Annotated in this window: 21 protein-coding genes; 16 read left to right on the top strand and 5 right to left on the bottom strand. The window is 57.4% G+C overall.

Annotation, left to right across the window (positions count from 1 at the left end; all coding sequences use genetic code 11):
- Positions 1–128: 128 nt before the first annotated feature.
- Positions 129–2,315 carry an extensin gene (locus tag APR53_08755; protein KQC05054.1) on the top strand — a complete coding sequence of 729 codons (2,187 nt, stop codon included), beginning with the start codon at positions 129–131 and terminating at the stop codon, positions 2,313–2,315.
- Complete coding sequence (locus tag APR53_08760) at positions 2,312–2,824, top strand: hypothetical protein (GenBank protein KQC05055.1); 513 nt, start codon at positions 2,312–2,314, stop codon at positions 2,822–2,824. Before APR53_08755 ends, APR53_08760 begins: the two co-directional genes overlap by 4 nt.
- 22 nt (positions 2,825–2,846) lie before the next feature.
- Here APR53_08760 and APR53_08765 read toward each other — a convergent pair whose 3' ends face one another.
- Entirely contained in the window at positions 2,847–3,335 is a 489-nt protein-coding gene (locus APR53_08765; GenBank protein KQC05086.1) for a molybdenum cofactor biosynthesis protein B, read from the bottom strand.
- A gap of 274 nt (positions 3,336–3,609) precedes the next feature.
- Between APR53_08765 and APR53_08770 the strand changes: the two genes are divergently transcribed.
- The 13 genes from APR53_08770 to APR53_08830 all read left to right on the top strand — a co-directional run bounded on the left by APR53_08770 (position 3,610) and on the right by APR53_08830 (position 14,311).
- Positions 3,610–4,446 carry a hypothetical protein gene (locus APR53_08770; protein ID KQC05056.1) on the top strand — a complete coding sequence of 279 codons (837 nt, stop codon included), beginning with the start codon at positions 3,610–3,612 and terminating at the stop codon, positions 4,444–4,446.
- Positions 4,443–5,726 (top strand): cell division control protein Cdc6, encoded by a 1,284-nt coding sequence (locus APR53_08775; protein KQC05057.1) that lies wholly within the window; start codon positions 4,443–4,445, stop codon positions 5,724–5,726. Before APR53_08770 ends, APR53_08775 begins: the two co-directional genes overlap by 4 nt.
- A 4-nt stretch (positions 5,727–5,730) precedes the next feature.
- Positions 5,731–6,222 carry an AsnC family transcriptional regulator gene (locus tag APR53_08780; GenBank protein KQC05058.1) on the top strand — a complete coding sequence of 164 codons (492 nt, stop codon included), beginning with the start codon at positions 5,731–5,733 and terminating at the stop codon, positions 6,220–6,222.
- Between the two features lie 9 nt (positions 6,223–6,231).
- On the top strand, positions 6,232–7,389 hold the full coding sequence (locus APR53_08785; protein ID KQC05059.1) for an aromatic amino acid aminotransferase: 1,158 nt from the start codon (positions 6,232–6,234) through the stop codon (positions 7,387–7,389).
- 481 nt (positions 7,390–7,870) lie between these two features.
- Complete coding sequence (locus tag APR53_08790) at positions 7,871–8,923, top strand: adenylosuccinate synthetase (GenBank protein ID KQC05087.1); 1,053 nt, start codon at positions 7,871–7,873, stop codon at positions 8,921–8,923.
- Positions 8,920–9,120: a hypothetical protein gene (locus APR53_08795; GenBank protein KQC05060.1), complete on the top strand. Its 201-nt coding sequence runs from the start codon at positions 8,920–8,922 to the stop codon at positions 9,118–9,120. Before APR53_08790 ends, APR53_08795 begins: the two co-directional genes overlap by 4 nt.
- 6 nt (positions 9,121–9,126) lie before the next feature.
- Positions 9,127–9,645, top strand: a complete 519-nt coding sequence (locus tag APR53_08800) for a hypothetical protein (protein ID KQC05061.1) — start codon at positions 9,127–9,129, stop codon at positions 9,643–9,645.
- Positions 9,627–10,541: a cobalamin biosynthesis protein CobD gene (locus tag APR53_08805; protein KQC05062.1), complete on the top strand. Its 915-nt coding sequence runs from the start codon at positions 9,627–9,629 to the stop codon at positions 10,539–10,541. The genes APR53_08800 and APR53_08805 overlap by 19 nt, the downstream gene beginning before the upstream one ends.
- Positions 10,542–10,550: 9 nt before the next feature.
- The gene (locus APR53_08810) at positions 10,551–11,447 is read left to right on the top strand and encodes a pyridoxal biosynthesis protein (protein KQC05088.1); all 897 of its coding nucleotides are present in this window, start codon (positions 10,551–10,553) and stop codon (positions 11,445–11,447) included.
- A complete protein-coding gene (locus APR53_08815) occupies positions 11,437–12,024 on the top strand; it encodes a glutamine amidotransferase (GenBank protein ID KQC05063.1) in 588 nt (195 codons plus the stop codon). Before APR53_08810 ends, APR53_08815 begins: the two co-directional genes overlap by 11 nt.
- A gap of 128 nt (positions 12,025–12,152) precedes the next feature.
- A complete protein-coding gene (locus APR53_08820; GenBank protein ID KQC05064.1) occupies positions 12,153–12,650 on the top strand; it encodes a peptidylprolyl isomerase in 498 nt (165 codons plus the stop codon).
- A 5-nt stretch (positions 12,651–12,655) separates the two neighbouring features.
- Complete coding sequence (locus tag APR53_08825) at positions 12,656–12,838, top strand: hypothetical protein (protein ID KQC05065.1); 183 nt, start codon at positions 12,656–12,658, stop codon at positions 12,836–12,838.
- Positions 12,839–12,880: 42 nt separating this feature from the next.
- Positions 12,881–14,311 carry a hypothetical protein gene (locus APR53_08830; protein ID KQC05066.1) on the top strand — a complete coding sequence of 477 codons (1,431 nt, stop codon included), beginning with the start codon at positions 12,881–12,883 and terminating at the stop codon, positions 14,309–14,311.
- Positions 14,312–14,351: 40 nt separating this feature from the next.
- On the opposite strand, the gene gpmA is transcribed toward APR53_08830, so the two are convergent.
- Positions 14,352–15,098, bottom strand: coding sequence for a phosphoglyceromutase (gene gpmA / locus APR53_08835; protein KQC05067.1), 747 nt, complete (start codon positions 15,096–15,098; stop codon positions 14,352–14,354).
- Positions 15,099–15,270: 172 nt separating this feature from the next.
- Here gpmA and APR53_08840 point away from each other — a divergent pair, with 172 nt between their 5' ends.
- Positions 15,271–15,894, top strand: coding sequence for a hypothetical protein (locus APR53_08840; GenBank protein ID KQC05068.1), 624 nt, complete (start codon positions 15,271–15,273; stop codon positions 15,892–15,894).
- A 48-nt stretch (positions 15,895–15,942) separates the two neighbouring features.
- Here APR53_08840 and APR53_08845 read toward each other — a convergent pair whose 3' ends face one another.
- The 3 genes from APR53_08845 to APR53_08855 all read right to left on the bottom strand — a co-directional run bounded on the left by APR53_08845 (position 15,943) and on the right by APR53_08855 (position 17,294).
- On the bottom strand, positions 15,943–16,284 hold the full coding sequence (locus tag APR53_08845; protein KQC05069.1) for a hypothetical protein: 342 nt from the start codon (positions 16,282–16,284) through the stop codon (positions 15,943–15,945).
- Between the two features lie 198 nt (positions 16,285–16,482).
- Positions 16,483–16,875 (bottom strand): phenylacetic acid degradation protein, encoded by a 393-nt coding sequence (locus tag APR53_08850; GenBank protein KQC05070.1) that lies wholly within the window; start codon positions 16,873–16,875, stop codon positions 16,483–16,485.
- 95 nt (positions 16,876–16,970) lie between these two features.
- Positions 16,971–17,294 (bottom strand): hypothetical protein, encoded by a 324-nt coding sequence (locus APR53_08855; protein KQC05071.1) that lies wholly within the window; start codon positions 17,292–17,294, stop codon positions 16,971–16,973.
- Between the last annotated feature and the right edge of the window lie 77 nt (positions 17,295–17,371).

Genomic DNA, 17,371 nt, shown 5'->3' on the forward strand with positions numbered 1-17,371 from the left:
CCGGGAAAACCGCACTGCGCCTGGGGGTCGGGGGACTGTTTCCACTGCAATCCAAAAAGCCCGGGAAGAGGGCAAAGGACCGACAGGCGCAAATACTGTGATTTCGAGCGGAAAAAAGGGGGTCAGGCGTGAATATCGCGGATCTTCCGATACCGCCCGCATTGATTGCAGAGTACGAGAGGCGGGGTATCCGGACACTCTATCCGCCGCAGGCCGAATGCGTGGAAGCGGGGCTCTTTTCCGCCGCAAACCTGCTCATTGCCATTCCCACGGCAAGCGGAAAGACACTCGTCGCCGAGCTCGCGATGCATCACCAGATTGCCGGAGGTGGGAGATGCCTCTATATCGTCCCCCTCAAGGCTCTCGCCAGTGAAAAATACGAGGAATTTTCGGGGAAGGGAGTCTCGGTCGGCATTTCCACGGGTGATTTTGACAGGCGGGACGAATTCCTCGGCAGGAATGACATTATCATCGCCACAAGCGAAAAAGTCGATTCGCTCCTGAGGAACCATGCCCACTGGCTGGCCGGGATCACGCTGCTCGTTATCGACGAGGTGCACCTTATCGATTCCGACGACCGGGGCCCGACGCTTGAGATGGTCATCACGAAGCTCCGGTTCCAGAATCCCGATATGCAGATAATCGCGCTCTCGGCTACGATCGGCAATCCCGAGATACTCGGGGGATGGCTTAATGCGGCAGTTCTCACCTCCTCCTGGCGGCCGGTGGCACTGAAAGAGGGCGTATACTACCGGAAAGCAATCACCTTTGCCGACGGGACGAGAGAGGTTCCCGCCATATCAAAACACGACGACATCAACCTCTGCGCCGATACGATCGAGGAGGGGGGGCAGTGTCTGGTCTTTGTCAGCTCCCGCAGGAATGCCGAGGCATTTGCGAAACGGGCGGCGCAGACAATTCCTGCCGCGAGCCCCGAGCTTGACGCTATTGCCCGCATTCTTGAAGCCGCGGCCGAGACCGATATGGGAAAGGTACTTGCGCTCTGTGTCCGAAACGGGGCAGCCTTCCATCATGCCGGCCTCACGCGGACGCAGCGGGCTGCCGTCGAAAAAGGGTTCAGGGAAGGGAACATCAGGATAATATCCTCCACCCCGACTCTTGCCGCGGGTATCAATCTTCCCGCACGGCGTGTCATCATCAGGGATTACCTGAGGTTTCAGGGAGGGCAGGGGATGGTGCCCATTCCGGTCCGTGAATACCGGCAGATGGCCGGAAGGGCGGGGCGCCCTCACCTCGATCCCTACGGGGAGGCGGTCCTGATGGCAGGCCGCGAGGAGGCGGTTGACGAACTCTTTCAATCCTTCATCGAGGCGCCGCCCGAAGACGTGACATCGCGCGTTGCACATACGGATACCCTTCACACACACATCCTCTCCCTGATCGCAACCGGGTTCACCCGTTCGCGTGAGGATCTGGTCGACTTTATGGAGCAGACGTTTTACATTCACCAGAAAAAGAAGCACCGCCACCTCACCGCAATTGTCAACCGTTCCCTCAGGTTCCTCACCGACGCCGGGATGACCGACGAGACCGGCGGGGTGCTTGCGGCAAGCAGATACGGCACGCTCGTCTCCCGCCTCTATATCGATCCGAGGAGCGCCGGGATGATCACCGGGGCCCTCCGCGAGATGAAGGATTTCACTGACATCGGTCTCCTGCAGCTCCTCTGCCGGACGCCGGACATGTATACCCTTTTCGTGCGCAAATCAGACGTTCCTGTCCTTGAGAAATTCTATTTCGACCACGAGGAGGAGCTCTGGACGGAGTTTACCTACGAGGACGGTGAACAGTACTTCCAGAGTCTGAAAACCGCGATGCTGCTCTTCGACTGGATCGCCGAGGTCGGAGATACCGCCATCTGCGAGCGGTACGGCGTTGGGCCCGGTGACATCTACAATGTCGTCGACGGTGTGTCCTGGCTCATACATGCGGCGGGAAGGCTCGCCGCAATGACGGAGCCGGCATATGCGGACCCGGTGCGTGAACTGGAGATGCGCGTGAAGCACGGCATCAAACGCGAACTGCTGCCACTCGTGGCACTGAAAGGCATCGGGCGCGTGCGTGCACGCCGGCTGTTTAATAATAACATCACCACGCCCGATGAGATGCGCCGGGCCGGTCTCGACGCTGTCGCGGCAATCATCGGGCGCGGCATTGCAGAGCAGGCCCTCTCCCGGACCGGGGATCGTGCACCGCACCCGGCGGACAGCGAAGATGAGCCCGATGGAACGGAAGAACAGGATACGGGTATTCAGTCCACCCTGTTCCAGTTTGAAGGGGGTGAGGGAGGATGACAACGACGTACCGTATCCTGCAGGCAGTATGGGCGATTGAGAGCCCGGAAATATTTCTGGAAACGCTTCGTGATATTGCGGATCATACCAGAACACGGATCGTCTGCTTTAATGCGGACTCCATGGCAGGTACGGGGCACGTGCGAGCAGCCATTCATCACGCATGGCGCTCCTGGTCATCGGGAAATGCAATATCCAATTCGTTCGAGATGGAAGCGCTCCTGTACGCAGCCGGAAGCAGGCAATGCCAGGAAGCGTCGGCTTTCGGTATTCACGCAGGGTATAACAGATGCTACATCGTCCTCTGCCCGGCATCCGATGACGCACAATCCGCTCTCGCCGTGCATGTACGGTTTGTCGACGAAGACTGGGAGCGGACCTCTCCGGAAAAGCAGGACGTCCTGTGCCGGCTCTTCGGGATTACCGATGCGGAACTGGCAGTCACGGGGCATGCCCGTCTCAAAGAGCTCGTGGAAGAGCGTGTTGCCCTTCTCGATGTATACCGGTAACCGCCCCGACGGCGATGCCTGCCTACCGGGAAGCATGGGTGAGGATATGGCGTATCTCGGGGATGATGAGAGTGCTGGTGGCGAGGGTGACCGCTCCCGTGGAACCCGGGACGCAAAAGACAGCTTTTCCACCGGTTACTCCCCCGATTGCCCGTGAGAGCAGGGCACGTGTTCCAATCTCCTCGTAACTCTTCAGGCGGAACAGTTCGCCGAAACCGTCCATTGTCTTTTCGAGAAGCGGGACGACCGCCTCGATCGTGCAGTCATCATGCGTAAGACCGGTTCCCCCGTTGACGATGACAAGATTCGCATGTTCGAGCGCGTCCAGCACCGCTTGCCTGATAACGGGTATCTCGTCGGGAACGAGGGCATAATGCACGACTGAAATGCCGGCGCCGGAAAGCAGGTGCCGGATCACTGCACCGCTCCGGTCCTCATCCTCGGTCCGGGACGTCGAAACGGTAACGACTGCACCGTGTATTGTGATATCCTGAATATGCGATGGATCCATCAGATCGAATCGTGTGTACGGAAACCCCATTAAATCTTGGGAAGAACATCCGGGGACGTAACGAAGATCTGCAGGAAGCGACCCCGATGAGCCGTAAAAAGGAAGAACCGCGGTAACTTCAATGGGGAAAAGCCAAATATTAGCCTGAATTGGAAATAACGTAAATAAAAGGCCAGGAAAAGCCGGTTAAATGAGAGTACTAACTATGCCGGACCCCTTTATTTCCACTGGAGAAAGAACCGAAAAGGGGAGATGTCCATAAGACAGGAACGATGTGGGAGAAGGAAATCCGGACTCAAATGATCATGAATATAAGAGAGGTGAGTATGGCGGGACCCCTTTGTTTCCACTGGAGACCTGGAGACCTGCCACGGCGGACCCCGGCATCCGAAAATTCGGGAGTGGTGCTGTGCCGGCATGTATCCGCACGGGCTTTACCGTGGCGACGCAGCAGACGAAGAGCGGAAGACGGGATGGGAATACCGGGATGGCATCGGCGTTCAGCCCGGTGCTGCCGGCGATAGTCTGCGCTGTCGGGTGCATCGGGACGATCAGCGCCGGGAGAATTTCCGGTAACCGCCACAATCCCGACACGGGCCTTCGGTCAATCCGGTACGGTGTCACGAACACGGCAGGTGCTTTCCTGAGCAAGACTTGCGTGGGGGCTCGCTCTTCCGGGTTTTCACCGGTCCCGGGAGATGCCATCCGGCACTCCCTGCCGGAAGTTCCGCCGCTCAGGCCGGCTGAGACGGAGACGAAAGTCGATGAGAAAGAATTGAAGAGGGAGAGTACCGATCAATTTCAATTACTTAATATACCAGTGCAGAGAGAACATTACAACAGGATATTCTCATCAGGTGAAGCTACAGCTCCGCCTGTTCTTCTCATCTTTCCAGACGAAACAAAGGGGGCGGGGTCTTCTCCTTCCTCTCTGATTGCAATTCACTCCCATATCTTTCTCCTCTCCTCCTTCAGGAACCTGTGTCCGCACTTTAGTCTTCTGTTTAATTCGAGTGGAAACAAAGGGGTCTTCCAGATAGAAAAGATCATTTATTACGTACCGACTACAATAGGTTCACCTCTCAGGCGGATGCCGGTGGGTGATACATGACTGATCATGAAAACCATTCTATGGGGTTATTCAGGAAATATCTCGATAATAATAATATATTTAAAAATCGCGAGGTGCTCCGCCACTCCTACCGGCCGCACATTCTCCCCCACCGGAGACCTCAGATCGACAGCATTGCTGCCATCATCGCACCGGCTCTCCGCAACGAAACCCCCTCAAATATCCTGATCTATGGGAAGACCGGCACCGGTAAGACCGCATCGGCACGGTATGTCGGAGCCGAACTAGAGAACGCAAGCGTCGAAACAGGAACACCGGTCCATGTCATACACCTGAACTGCGAGGTAATCGATACGCAGTACCGGGTTCTTGCCCAGATAGCGAACAGCATCGATGAAGCTGACTCGTACGCCAGTGATCGTCCGCGAATAAGCATCCCGATGACGGGGTGGCCGACGGACCAGGTTTACATGGAACTGAAAAACCAGCTCGACGCACTGGGTGGGGTGCATATCATAATACTGGACGAAATCGACAAACTCGTAAAAAAGAGCGGGGATGAAACCCTGTATAACCTCACCCGGATCAATTCGGATTTGAAGAATTCAAAGCTCTCCATGATCGGGATCTCAAACGACCTGCTCTTTACGAACTTCCTCGATCCGCGCGTCCTCTCTTCACTTTCGGAAGAGGAGCTTGTCTTTCCGCCCTATAACGCTATGCAACTCTGTGATATTCTTCAGCAGCGTGCCGATATGGCCTTTATTGATGGTGCGCTCGGGGAGGGGGTAATCCCCCTCTGTTCGGCACTTGCGGCGCAGGAACACGGGGATGCCCGAAGGGCGCTGGATCTGCTTCGTGTCTCGGGAGAACTGGCAGAACGGGAAAACGAGCAGCAGGTGATGGAGCGTCATGTCAAGATGGCGCAACAGAAGATCGAGACCGACAGCCTCATCGAATGTGTCTCCACCCTTCCCACCCAGAGCAAGGCAGTACTTTATTCGATGGTTCTTCTTTATAAAACCCATAACGAGATCTTCACCACCGGAGAGGTGGCGCAGGTGTACCGTGATGTGGCCCGTCTGCTGGATCTTGATGTGCTGACGCACCGCCGGATTACCGACCTGATCTCGGAGCTGAATATGCTGGGCGTGATAAATGCACGTGTTGTAAGCCGCGGGCGGTACGGCCGGACAAAGGAGATGTGGTTCAGCGCCGGTACGGAAAAAATCTGGGACACGCTCCTCAAGGACGAACGCCTCAACGACCAAAGATTGAAAACAATCGACACCCACCGCATAAAGGCATTATTCAGGTGATGACATGGACGAAAAGGATCGGATGCTCCTCACGCTCCTCGACCAGAACAGCAGGATGCCCTCCCGGGAGATTGCCGAACTGGTCGATCTCGAAGAACAGGACGTCAATGAGCGGATACGCCTGATGGAAGAAGCCGGAATCATCCGGCAATATACCACGGTCATCGACTGGGAGAAGGCCGGCGATGGAGAAGTAGCGGCAATTATCGAGCTCAAGGTGAGTCCGGAGCGTGATTTCGGTTATGACAAGGTTGCAGAGCGGATAGCACGGTTCAGGCAGGTCAGGTCGGTCCGCCTTGTCTCCGGTATTTATGACCTGGAGCTGCTCGTGATTGGCAGGACCATTCACGAAGTCGCACGATTTGTTGCGGAACAGATCGCACCGATGGATCATATCCGCGAAACCGCAACGGTCCTCATCATGAAGACGTACAAGGAAAACGGTCATATTTTTTACGAAACAGAGAAGGGGGAGCGGCTGCCTCTCTCCTTTTAAGGGTGTGCCATGACAGATCGTGTGTCGCGGAAGGCGCGTGAGATTCCCCCATCCGGTATCAGAAAGTTTTTTGATCTGATCCAGGACATGGAGGACGTAATATCGCTCGGTGTGGGCGAACCCGATTTTGCCACGCCGTGGAATATCTGCGAGTCGAGCATTTACTCCATTGAGCAGGGTACAACCTCTTACACCTCCAACCGCGGCATGCCTGCGCTCTGCGAGGAGGTCACCCGCTATCTTGACCGGAGGTTTCACCTCACCTACAATCCCAAAAACGAGATAATCATCACGAGCGGAGCGTCCGAGGCGCTCGACATCGCTGTCCGGGCCATTGTGGATCCCGGGGACGAGGTGCTTGTGGCGGAGCCGTGTTACGTCGCGTATGCACCGAACGTCATGCTCGCCGGAGGACACCCGGTTCCGGTTCCCTGTCGCGAGCAGGATGCGTTCCGCCTTACCGCGGATGCGCTTCTCGAGGCAGTTTCGTCCCGGAGCAAGGCTGTCATGATCAACTTCCCGAACAATCCTACCGGCGGCGTGATGGATGCAGCGTCACTCCGGGCGATTGCCGATATCATCACCGATCATGACCTGATCCTGATCAGTGACGAGATCTACGCGGAACTGAGTTACGAGGCACAGCATGTGGCGGCGGCCACGGTGGGCGACCTCCGGGAGAGAACGATTACCATCAACGGATTCTCCAAAGCCTATGCAATGACCGGCTGGCGTGTGGGGTACCTCTGTGCTCCCGAAGCTCTCACCGACGCGGCACTTAAAATTCACCAGTACGTCATGCTCTGTGCACCGGTGATGGGGCAGGTGGCTGCGCGGGAAGCGCTGCGTCACGGCGACCGCGCACGTGACGAGATGATCAGTGAATACAAGATGCGGCGGAACCTCTTTATTCGCGGCCTCAATCGCATCGGCCTTCCCTGTCATATGCCCAAGGGGGCATTCTACGCCTTTCCCTCGGTCGGGATGACCGGACTCTCCGATGAGGAATTCGCCGAACGTCTTCTCACGGAGCAGCATGTCGCCGCCGTACCGGGGAGTGTGTTCGGTGCTTCCGGAAGCGGTCATATGCGGTGCAGCTACGCCACGTCCCGGGAGAATCTCGTCAGCGCACTGGACCGGATCGAGACATTTCTCTCCACACTCTGACGGGAGTACCTTTCCTTCGGCGACTTTTTGCACGTCTTTTTTTTCATTTGTCCCACACAAAATACCGACAACCCCTTTATTTCCACTGGAGATAGAGAAAAAATATTCTCTCTCCCCCCGTAATGACTCACCCGGAGCTGAAGTTTTTCCGCCTGAATATCCACAGTACCGGGGGGAAACCACGTAGGGTAAAAGCAGTATTTTTTTATTTCCGGTACGTCCTGCAAACAGGATACTGCAGGGGTATATTCAGGAATTGCCTGAGTGATCTACCATATCTTCACCACAGTTCTGATCCGTTTTTTCGATCCCGGTGATCCCCGGGGGGGGATCGACCCCTTTATTTCCACTGGAACATCTGAATTCCCCGATCCGAAGAACCCTGCACCCAATCATCTCACGTCAGCCGCTTCCTGTCCGGACAGCACCCTGTGGATCCGGGGCATATCGCCCCCTCATGCTGCACGGCGGGGAGATGTCAATGTTTATACCGGAGAATCACCCCATCCTACTTGAGAGAACAATGAGTTGTACAGTCATCGTCGGCGGATTTTTTGGTGATGAGGGAAAGGGGAAGGTTGTTGCCCATATTGCCCATAAGGATCACCCCTCTATCATTTCCCGGGGCGGGGTCGGCCCGAATGCGGGGCACACGGTAAAGGTCGGGGAAAGAGAGTATGGTGTCCGGATGATCCCGTCCGGCTTCGTTTATGAGAATGCCCGGTTGTGTATCGGGAGCGGGGTACTGGTTGATCCGCGGGTGTTTTTTCAGGAAGTTGAGCTTCTCGGAGTACGCGATCGCATCTTCGTAGACGGCCGGTGCAGTATCATTGAGGAAGAGCATATCGCCCGTGACAAGGGCGATTCCCACCTTGCAAAGACCATCGGTTCGACAGGAAGCGGGTGCGGGCCTGCCAACGTCGATCGGGTAATGCGCACCGCACGGCAGGCGAAGGACCTGCCCGAACTTCGCGGCTATCTCACCGACGTCTCCCTTGATATCAACACTTCCCTTGATTCGGGAGAGTTTGTCCTCCTCGAAGGCACGCAGGGGTTCGGTATCTCGCTCTACTTCGGCACCTATCCGTACGTGACCAGCAAGGATACCTCGGCCTCGCAGATTGCGGCAGATAACGGCGTGGGACCGACGAAGATTGATGAAGTCATCACGGTCTTCAAGGCATACCCGACCCGCGTCGGCGAAGGGCCTTTTGGTACGGAAATGAGCCGCGAAGAGTCGCACCGCCTCGGGATCGAGGAATTCGGGACGGTGACGCACCGGGAACGGCGTATCGGCGTATGGGACGCAGCGATGGCAAAATATTCGGCGATGGTGAACGGCGCCACCCAGGTTGCCATCACGGGAATTGACCATATCGATATGGACTGTTTCGGTGCCACGTCGTACGACCAGCTTTCAAAGAAGGCACGGGATTTCATAAAAAGCGCAGAAAACGATATCGGGGTTCCGGTAACGCTGATCTCCACCGGTCCCGATATCTCCCAGATCATCGATCTAAGGGATGATATATGAAAAAGTCAACGGTTGATATTCTCTGCTGCCCAGTCTGCAAGGGAGATCTGGAACTCCGGATTGTCAGAGAGCTGACACGTGAGAGTACCGAGGACGAAATCCTTGAAGGAGGGCTCTGGTGCAGAAAATGCGGCGTTGAGTATCCCATCCGGGAAGGAATACCCGATCTCCTTCCGCGAACGGGAGAGAACTGTTAAAAATCCATGGATATCTGTGAAATTCATCTGAACAGAAGAGGCATCAATTCGATTGAGACCCCTCCCCAGGTTGAAGTCGAGGCGGGATCCAGCCTGTTAGTCCGGCTCATCAATGACGGAAGCCCGGTGCATGTAACACTCACCTCTTCGAATGCCGGAATGTTCACCGATTTTTACCATGAAAACCTTTACGTCCGCGATATCCTTGACTTTCGAATAGCTACGCGCGAGGATGCCTATGCCGGATTCTTCGATATCGGGATCATCACGGGGTACGGGACGAAGCGATCCCAGTTCAGGGTGCTTGTGAAGAAGTATTCCGAACATCAGCAGCAGGCACCCGACGTGGAGCCTCTGCGACCCCCTGTGAGCACAGCGCCGTTTCCGTGGCTCCTCCTCCTTCTTGTCGCCATTGGCACCATTGCGTATGCCGGCTGGCTTACCACGGGGGAGACGCTCCTCTCCCACCTCACTTTCATCGTCCTGCTCTCCGGGGTCTACTTCGCATGGTATTCCCGGCGCTAGTCCTCTGGGCCGCGCTGTTCCTCGACCGGCTTGCAGGCGACCCGCGAAACACCCTGCACCCGACTGCCTATCTTGGGCGGCTGATCGGATGGTGGGGGCGACCCGGCCTGTATCGCCCCGGGCTTCAGCGCGTGGCAGGTGTCCTGGGCACTCTCCTCACGGCGGGGCTGTTCGCCGCCCCGTTCCTCTTTTTTGATCTCTTTGCGCCGGTGCCCCTCTATCTTATCGGGGCTCCGGTGCTGCTCAAACTCTGTCTGGCGTGGCGATGCCTCGAGGAGCATGTCGCCGCGGTGGAAGAGGCGGTGGCGCGGGACGGGAAGAGCGGCCGTGATGAGGTGCGGCTGCTCGTTTCCCGTGACACGTCCGCTCTCGGGGGAGAGGGGGTGCTCTCTGCTGCCTATGAATCGATGGCTGAGAATTGCGTCGACTCCATCATTGCACCCCTCTTTTATTTCACGCTGTTCGGGCTTCCCGGCGCTGCGGTGTACAGAGCGGTGAATACCATGGACGCGATGCTCGGGTATACCGATCACCGCCGAAGTATCGGGTGGTTTCCGGCCCGCTCCGACGATATTCTCAATTATATTCCCGCCCGGATCACCGGCCTGCTTCTTCTCCTGTATTTCGCGATGCGGGGGCGGTTCAGGCCGGCGCTCCGGACGCTTGCTTCTGATGCACACCGGCGTCCGGGAATCAACGGTGGTATTCCCATGGCGGCGATTGCGGGGGGTGCGGGAGTCAGGTTTGAAAAACCGAGATATTATACTATGGGCGAGGCCGAGCGGAGCCTTACCGAGGGCGGACCCGAAATCGTTGGGGCGGTTCGGGCTGCAACCCTCTGTGCCGCCGTGCTTTTTTCCGTTACCCTTGTATTTATTGCCCTCCCTGCTCTATAGTGAATGACAATGAAACTGGAAGACCTTCGGTTCGGGACTGAACTGATTAAACGGGGATTTGCCTCCATGCAGAAAGGAGGTGTGATTATGGATGTGGTCAACGCCGAGCAGGCCCGCATCGCCGAGGAGGCCGGTGCGGTAGCCGTCATGTCGCTTGAGAGGGTGCCTGCGGATATCAGGAAAGCCGGAGGTGTGGCGCGTATGGCCGATCCCGAAATCGTGCATGAGATCATCGATGCGGTCTCCATTCCTGTCATGGGGAAGGTGCGGATCGGGCATTTTGTCGAAGCGCAGATTCTCGAGAATATCGGAGTCGATATGATCGACGAGAGCGAGGTGCTGACTCCTGCCGACGAGGAGTACCATATCGTGAAGACCGGATTTACCGTTCCGTTCGTGTGCGGCGCTCGGAATCTCGGCGAAGCGCTCAGGAGAATTGCCGAGGGAGCGGCGATGATCCGAACAAAGGGGGAAGCAGGCACCGGTAATGTGGTTGAGGCGGTTCGCCATATGCATGCGATCATGGGCGAAATCCGCGAGCTGCAGGGCATGAATGATGCAGAGCGTGCCGCACGCGCCCGTGAGATCGAAGCGCCGTTCGAGCTTGTCAGGGAGACTGCGGAACGCGGCCGCCTGCCGGTGGTGAACTTCTCCGCAGGCGGCATTGCGACACCCGCGGATGCGGCACTTATGATGCAGCTCGGTGCCGATGGCGTATTCGTCGGATCGGGCATCTTTCTCTCGGAAAACCCGGTGAAGACTGCGCGGGCAATCGTCGAAGCGGTGAATAATTTCGAAAATCCCGCGGTTCTTGCCGAAGTCAGTCGCGGGCTCGGCGATCCGATGAAAGGAATCGACGTGCACACGCTGAAAGAGGACGAGGTGCTCCGGTTCCGTGGGCGTTAGGATCGGCGTTCTCTCGCTTCAGGGGGATGTCAGCGAGCATATCTCGGCATTCCGCCGGACACTTGCCTCCATGGGCGACGGCACCGGGCGGGTTGTCGCGGTACGCCATGCAGAGGAGATCCCGCCCCTTGACGCGCTTGCCATTCCGGGTGGGGAGTCGACGACCATCTCGCGGCTCATTGACAAGAATGCCATGCGGAGCCCGATTGAGAACTTTGATGGCGGAATATTCGCGACCTGTGCCGGTATGGTCCTGCTTGCCCGTACCGTTGATGATGTACGGGTCCGGCCGCTCGGTCTCATGGACATGGAGGTGGCACGGAATGCATTCGGTCGGCAGCGCGAATCATTCGAGGCAATAATTCCGGTGAAGGGCCTAAAAGACCCCTATCACGCCGTTTTCATCAGGGCACCTGTCGCAACGGCGACAGGGGGCGCTGCGGAGCCGCTCGCGGCATTCGATGCGGGGATTGTGGCGATCAGAGAAGGGCGTCACATGGCGCTCTCCTTCCATCCGGAACTGACACCCGATATTCGCCTTCACCGGATGTTTCTGGAAAACCTCGGCGAATTATAACCGGTTTTCCGGTTACTTGCTTTTTTCGGCTGCATGCCGGGTCGTCTTTCCGGATGTTCCGCCAAGCAGTCCGGGGCCGTATCCGTTAAGTAGGAACCACGTGAAATGCTTAGAGCGGAGTTATGACTATGGCAGAAACGCGAGAACCGAAAAAGGTCGTACTTCACACGACCAGCGGGGATATTATTATCGAACTGTTTTCCGATATGCCGATTACAGCGGGCAATTTTGTGAAACTGGTGAAAGAAGGATTTTATGACGGAATTGTATTTCACCGCGTCATTAAAGGTTTCATGATCCAGGCGGGCTGCCCGCAGGGCACAGGCACGGGTGGCCCCGGGTATACGATTCAGGACGAGTTTGTCAGGGGGCGTTCGAACCGTCGCGGGACCCTCTCCATGGCAAACACCGGACGCCCGAACAGCGGCGGGAGCCAGTTTTTCATCAACCTGGTGGACAACACCTTCCTCGACTGGGATAATCCGAGCACCCCGTCCAAACACCCCGTCTTCGGGATCGTCGTCGGGGGAATGGATGTCGTGGATGCGATCGGCAGCACCGCGACCGACCGGAACGATCGTCCCCGCAAGGAAGTACGTATCACAAAAGCGGAAGTCATTTCCTGACACAGGTGTCGTGTCCGGGGAGCCGGGGGAAGGGTGAACGCGCGCAGCATGTCCGGAAATCGGGCAGGGCACATGGCGGATATTTCGCGGCGGTGATCGGTGCCGTCTCCTCCGACCGCTTTCCGGACGCCACGACAGCTGTTTCCCGGCATCCCGGATTCACGGACGACATTCTTTCCGGGAAATAATCATAGATTTTTTAGGTATGCAGGGAAACTGCATTATCATCCATGAAACACCGGATCGCCCTTCTTCTCCCCGCTCTCCTCATCGCTGCCGCGTTCATTCCGGCTGCCTGCACCGGAGCGGCGGCGGACGCACAGGAAAACCCGTTTGTTGCGTTCTATTTCAGCGGAGTGGGATGCAGCAACTGTGCGCAGGTTGACCCCGTTGTTTTCGGGGAATGGCTCACCGAATTTCCCGATCTCATCCTTATCGAGTATGAGACACAGAATCATCCTGAGAATGCGGTGGTGCAGGACGCGTTCACCCGGAGTTATGGCATTCCACCCGGTACTCCGCTGCTCGTGGTCTCACCTGAGGACTGGTTTTTAGGAAAAAGCGCGATCCTCGGGGACGGACGGGATAAGCTTTCCCGGCTTCAGGAAAATCCCGGCTCCCGTGGCGCTGCATTCCGGTTTGATCGTATCGTTTTCACGGATCTTGATGGCAGGCCGACAATCTGGCGTGGGGATCGTGCACTCATGCGGATCGGAACGGGAGGGGACGGCGAAATGCTTCGACGCCTTCTCGCCACGTCCGATCCGGCTGCAGGGCTGGATGGGGCCGTTTACAGCGAAACAGCACCCGTTCCCCTTGCGGTTGCCGGATCATCGGTGACGTTTGCCCATGCGGTGACACTCGGCTCCTGGATCTACCTGTGGAACGGGCCGGACGCTCCGTCCCCTGCTGCAGGAATCCCTTTTCCCACGCCGGAGGAGTCGTCCGGAGCGGCGCCGGTGACGGATACCCCTCCCCTCTCCGCAATCGCCGCCCTTGCGATTGTCGATGCGATAAACCCCTGCGCACTCTCGGTGCTGGCGGTGATCCTCACGGCGATCGTTGCCCGGAATCCTGAGAATCCGCTTTCTGTGTTCCGGGCGGGTATGGCTTTCGTGGGAACCGTCTTTCTCGTCTATCTCCTGTATGGTGCCGTCATAGTAGCAGGTTTTTCGCTGCTGTCAGGCACATCACCGCTCAGGCCGGTGCTCCCGGCAGTACTTGGCGCAGGCGCGGTGCTTCTCGGGTTCGTATATCTCCGGGCCGCGGCCGTACCCGGTACCGGCGGAATGCTTGCGGCCCTTCCGGGGCGGATCCGCTCACTGGTGGCGCGATGTGCCGAGGGCGCGGGTTCGGTGCCGGGTGCCTGTGCTGCGGGAGCAGCGGTCTCTCTCTTCCTTCTTCCCTGTACGATGGGGCCCTATCTCATCGCAGGCGGTCTCATCGGAACCGGTGACACTCTGCACGCTGCCCTCGCGCTCCTCCTCTACAATCTGATCTTCATCCTGCCCATGGCTGCGGTGACGCTCGGAATTTCCCTTGGTATCTCCCGAATCGACGCCGTATCCGGGTGGAGGGATGCACATGCCCGCATTCTGCGGGGAGCGGGCGGCATCCTGATGGTGGTGCTCGGAACCGGCCTTGTCGCCGGATTGATATAAAAAAGGGGAAATCCCGGATTACACGGGAATATTGGCTGTCTTACTGTGATTTACCCTGTTTCGCGATGGCATCCATTGCCGCCTTCACCGCCTCTTCGTCACCAAGATAGTAATGGCGGATAGGCCGGAGGTCGTCGTCAAGCTCGTACACGAGAGGCATGCCGGTCGGGATGTTCATGTGCGGAATATCATCGTCTGAAATGGAATCGAGATGCTTGACGAGAGCACGGAGGCTGTTGCCGTGCGCAGCGATGATCACCCGTTTTCCTGAACGGATAGCCGGGGCGATCTCCGATTCCCAGTAGGGGAGGAACCGGGAAACGGTATCCTTCAGGCACTCGGTGAGCGGCACCTCCTCCGGTGCGAATCCTGCATACCGGCGATCGGATGCCGGCGATCTGGGATCGGCCGGATCGAGAGGCGGTGGCGGGATAGTGTAACTCCTGCGCCAGATAAAGACCTGCTCATCCCCGTACCGTGCCGCAGTTACGGCCTTGTTAAGTCCCTGCAGCGCCCCGTAATGTCGTTCGTTGAGCCGCCAGCTCCGGTATACCGGTATCCACATCAAATCCATCTCATCAAGGGTGATCCAGAGGGTCCTGATTGCCCGTTTCAGGACCGAGGTGTAGGCGACGTCGAATAGGTATCCCTCCTCCCGGAGCATCCTGCCTGCGGCATGTGCCTCCCCGATGCCCTTTTCCGAGAGATCAATGTCAGTCCATCCGGTAAACCGGTTCTCCTTGTTCCAGATGCTTTCGCCATGGCGTAGCAGGACGAGCGTGTGCATGTGCAATTCGTCTCCCTTTCATAGTGGGGAACGGGTGCTAAAAAGGATGTCCCCGGGGGAGTGCATGCGGGGAAAGGCAGTCCGCTCCCCGAAAGGGAGAGAAAATCTAATGCACCATTCTTTTCAAATACTCTCAGTGCGGCGGGATTCTTCGCCCGGTGGCACGAAAACCATGACGGATCAGGGGATCAGGGAAAATTCTCCCGATACGGCAGCGCAGCAATACCGGCTGATTGAGGAGGCCGTCCGCCGGATGAGTGCTGTGAACACGCAGGCGGCTCTCGGCGAGGCAATCGCCGCGGAGATCATCCGGTACTCCATGTATGATCTGCAGGTAATCGGCGGAAATATGAAACGGGAGACCGACAGGCTCCCCTCCCCGTACCGCGAGAAGGTCAGACCGTATTTCGAGAAGCAGCTCTTCGGCACCTACCACCGCCTTCTCTCCATGCACCGCTCCGGCGCTCTCGCACGGAGGACGGCACCGATCACCGACAGGGAGACGTTCCTCGGGTATCTCAGGATGGTGCCGGAAGGGTGCTTCGGCGATACCGATTCCTCGGGCACCGACTTCTATTTCGGCGACCCTGTCCGATCCCTCTTCTATTACCTCCTTGCCGGGTTTGCAATGTTCGTGCTCGACGAGCCCGGCCACCCGGTCGGCACCCCGTTTCCCGGAGGCTTTGTCGTGGAGAAGCGGGGGCGGGAGTACCTCTGCCCGATTCGCGACAAGGAGGAGGAGGTGCCGTTTTCGATCTGCAATTTCTGCCCCGCAAAGCAGATGGAAGGAGTGTAGGGAACTGTTGTTCGGGCTTCCCGGCCCCTCCTTCGGCGGGACCGACTCCTACAGTCCCAAAAGGCCGTAATGGGCGACAATACTGAGGTTGTGACCGACAACGCAGGCATGGAGTGTAACGTGAGTGCCGACCCACACCTCACCGATCGGCAGATCAGGGAGCCATGCCATCATACCGGATCCGACCGCGACGACACCTGCGATATAGATGCACTTGATAATCGTGAAATCAGCAATCTTTCCGGTGTACGGAGCCATAAACGGGTTCAGCTCGATTCCCCCGGCACTGATATTGATGTACGACGTGGCGACATCGAACATGCAGAGAACGAACAGAAGTGCAGCAGCAATGATCAGGAAATGCCTCCGGGTGATGCTGCCATGGTGCATATATATTCAATCGAGAAAGAAATCCCGTGAAGTGAAAATAATATGCCATGCGATGGTGCCTATCGCTGGGATGTTACAGAACGGCAATACTGTCGTACATTAAAAGAAAGCGGCAAAAAGTGGCAGATTCCGCTCCGCATCTCCGGCAGGTGTCCGAAAGGGAGGGGATAGCTGTGCCGGCCCCCGGGTGTGCACCACTCACTGGCGCGGGGTTTTCCTGTATACCATGCCCTGAAAGAGGGCGATATTTCCCCCGTTTTCGTCGGTCACCCGGACATCATAGACGGCAAGTTTCGGATTTCTGGAAAATTCCGTTGCATCGGCGTAGAGGATGCCCGACCGGGCGGCCTGTATGTATGAAATGGTGGCATTGATAGCGGCCGCGGGAATCCCGTGCGAGTTGGAAGCAGCTGCGAATGCCGTGTCCGCAAGGGTGAAGATAGCCCCCCCGTGGACCGTGCCGTGGCTGTTCTTATGCCGCTCCGTGATCGCCATCTTCACCCGTGCCCTCCCGGGCGAGACGGCCAGAAGTTCGATTCCCGTCTCCCTCGCAAAAGCGTCGGAGAGGAAAAAATCACTGCTTTCCTGCATCGTTCCTCGCGGAGATCATAGGTATGTCTGGTATAAAGATGCATCCGCAACGAAATATATATTCAGGAATGGAGGTGATTCGGGGATCACCCGAATTATTTTTTCACTCTCTTCTTTACGTCCTGTGCCATCTCTTCGACGGCCTCTGCGATCTCTTCGATGGCAGTCTCGAGCCGTTCTCCGGCGTCCCGTGCCTTCCGGCCGAGATGCGCCCTCCCCTCCTCCGTCCCGAAGAGCGTTTTTGACAGGGACGCGATGTCGCTGATCGCCTTGTTGACCGAATTCCTTGCTTCATCGACAAGATTGTCGATGACAGGCTCCGCCTCTCCCGCACCGGCGCTCTCCGCCGTCTTCTCCTGTTTCGATTCGGTCTCCTCGACCCAGATGCCGTTCCTGAAATAGCCGCGTGTTCCGGTCATATATCCCTGTAGGCGGTGCGTACCAATGAATCTGATGGATACTGCCGGGATGTCCGCGTATCCGAAAAAAAGAGTGG

The sequence above is a fragment of the Methanoculleus sp. SDB genome, from assembly GCA_001412355.1.
Classification (GTDB): domain Archaea; phylum Halobacteriota; class Methanomicrobia; order Methanomicrobiales; family Methanomicrobiaceae; genus LKUD01.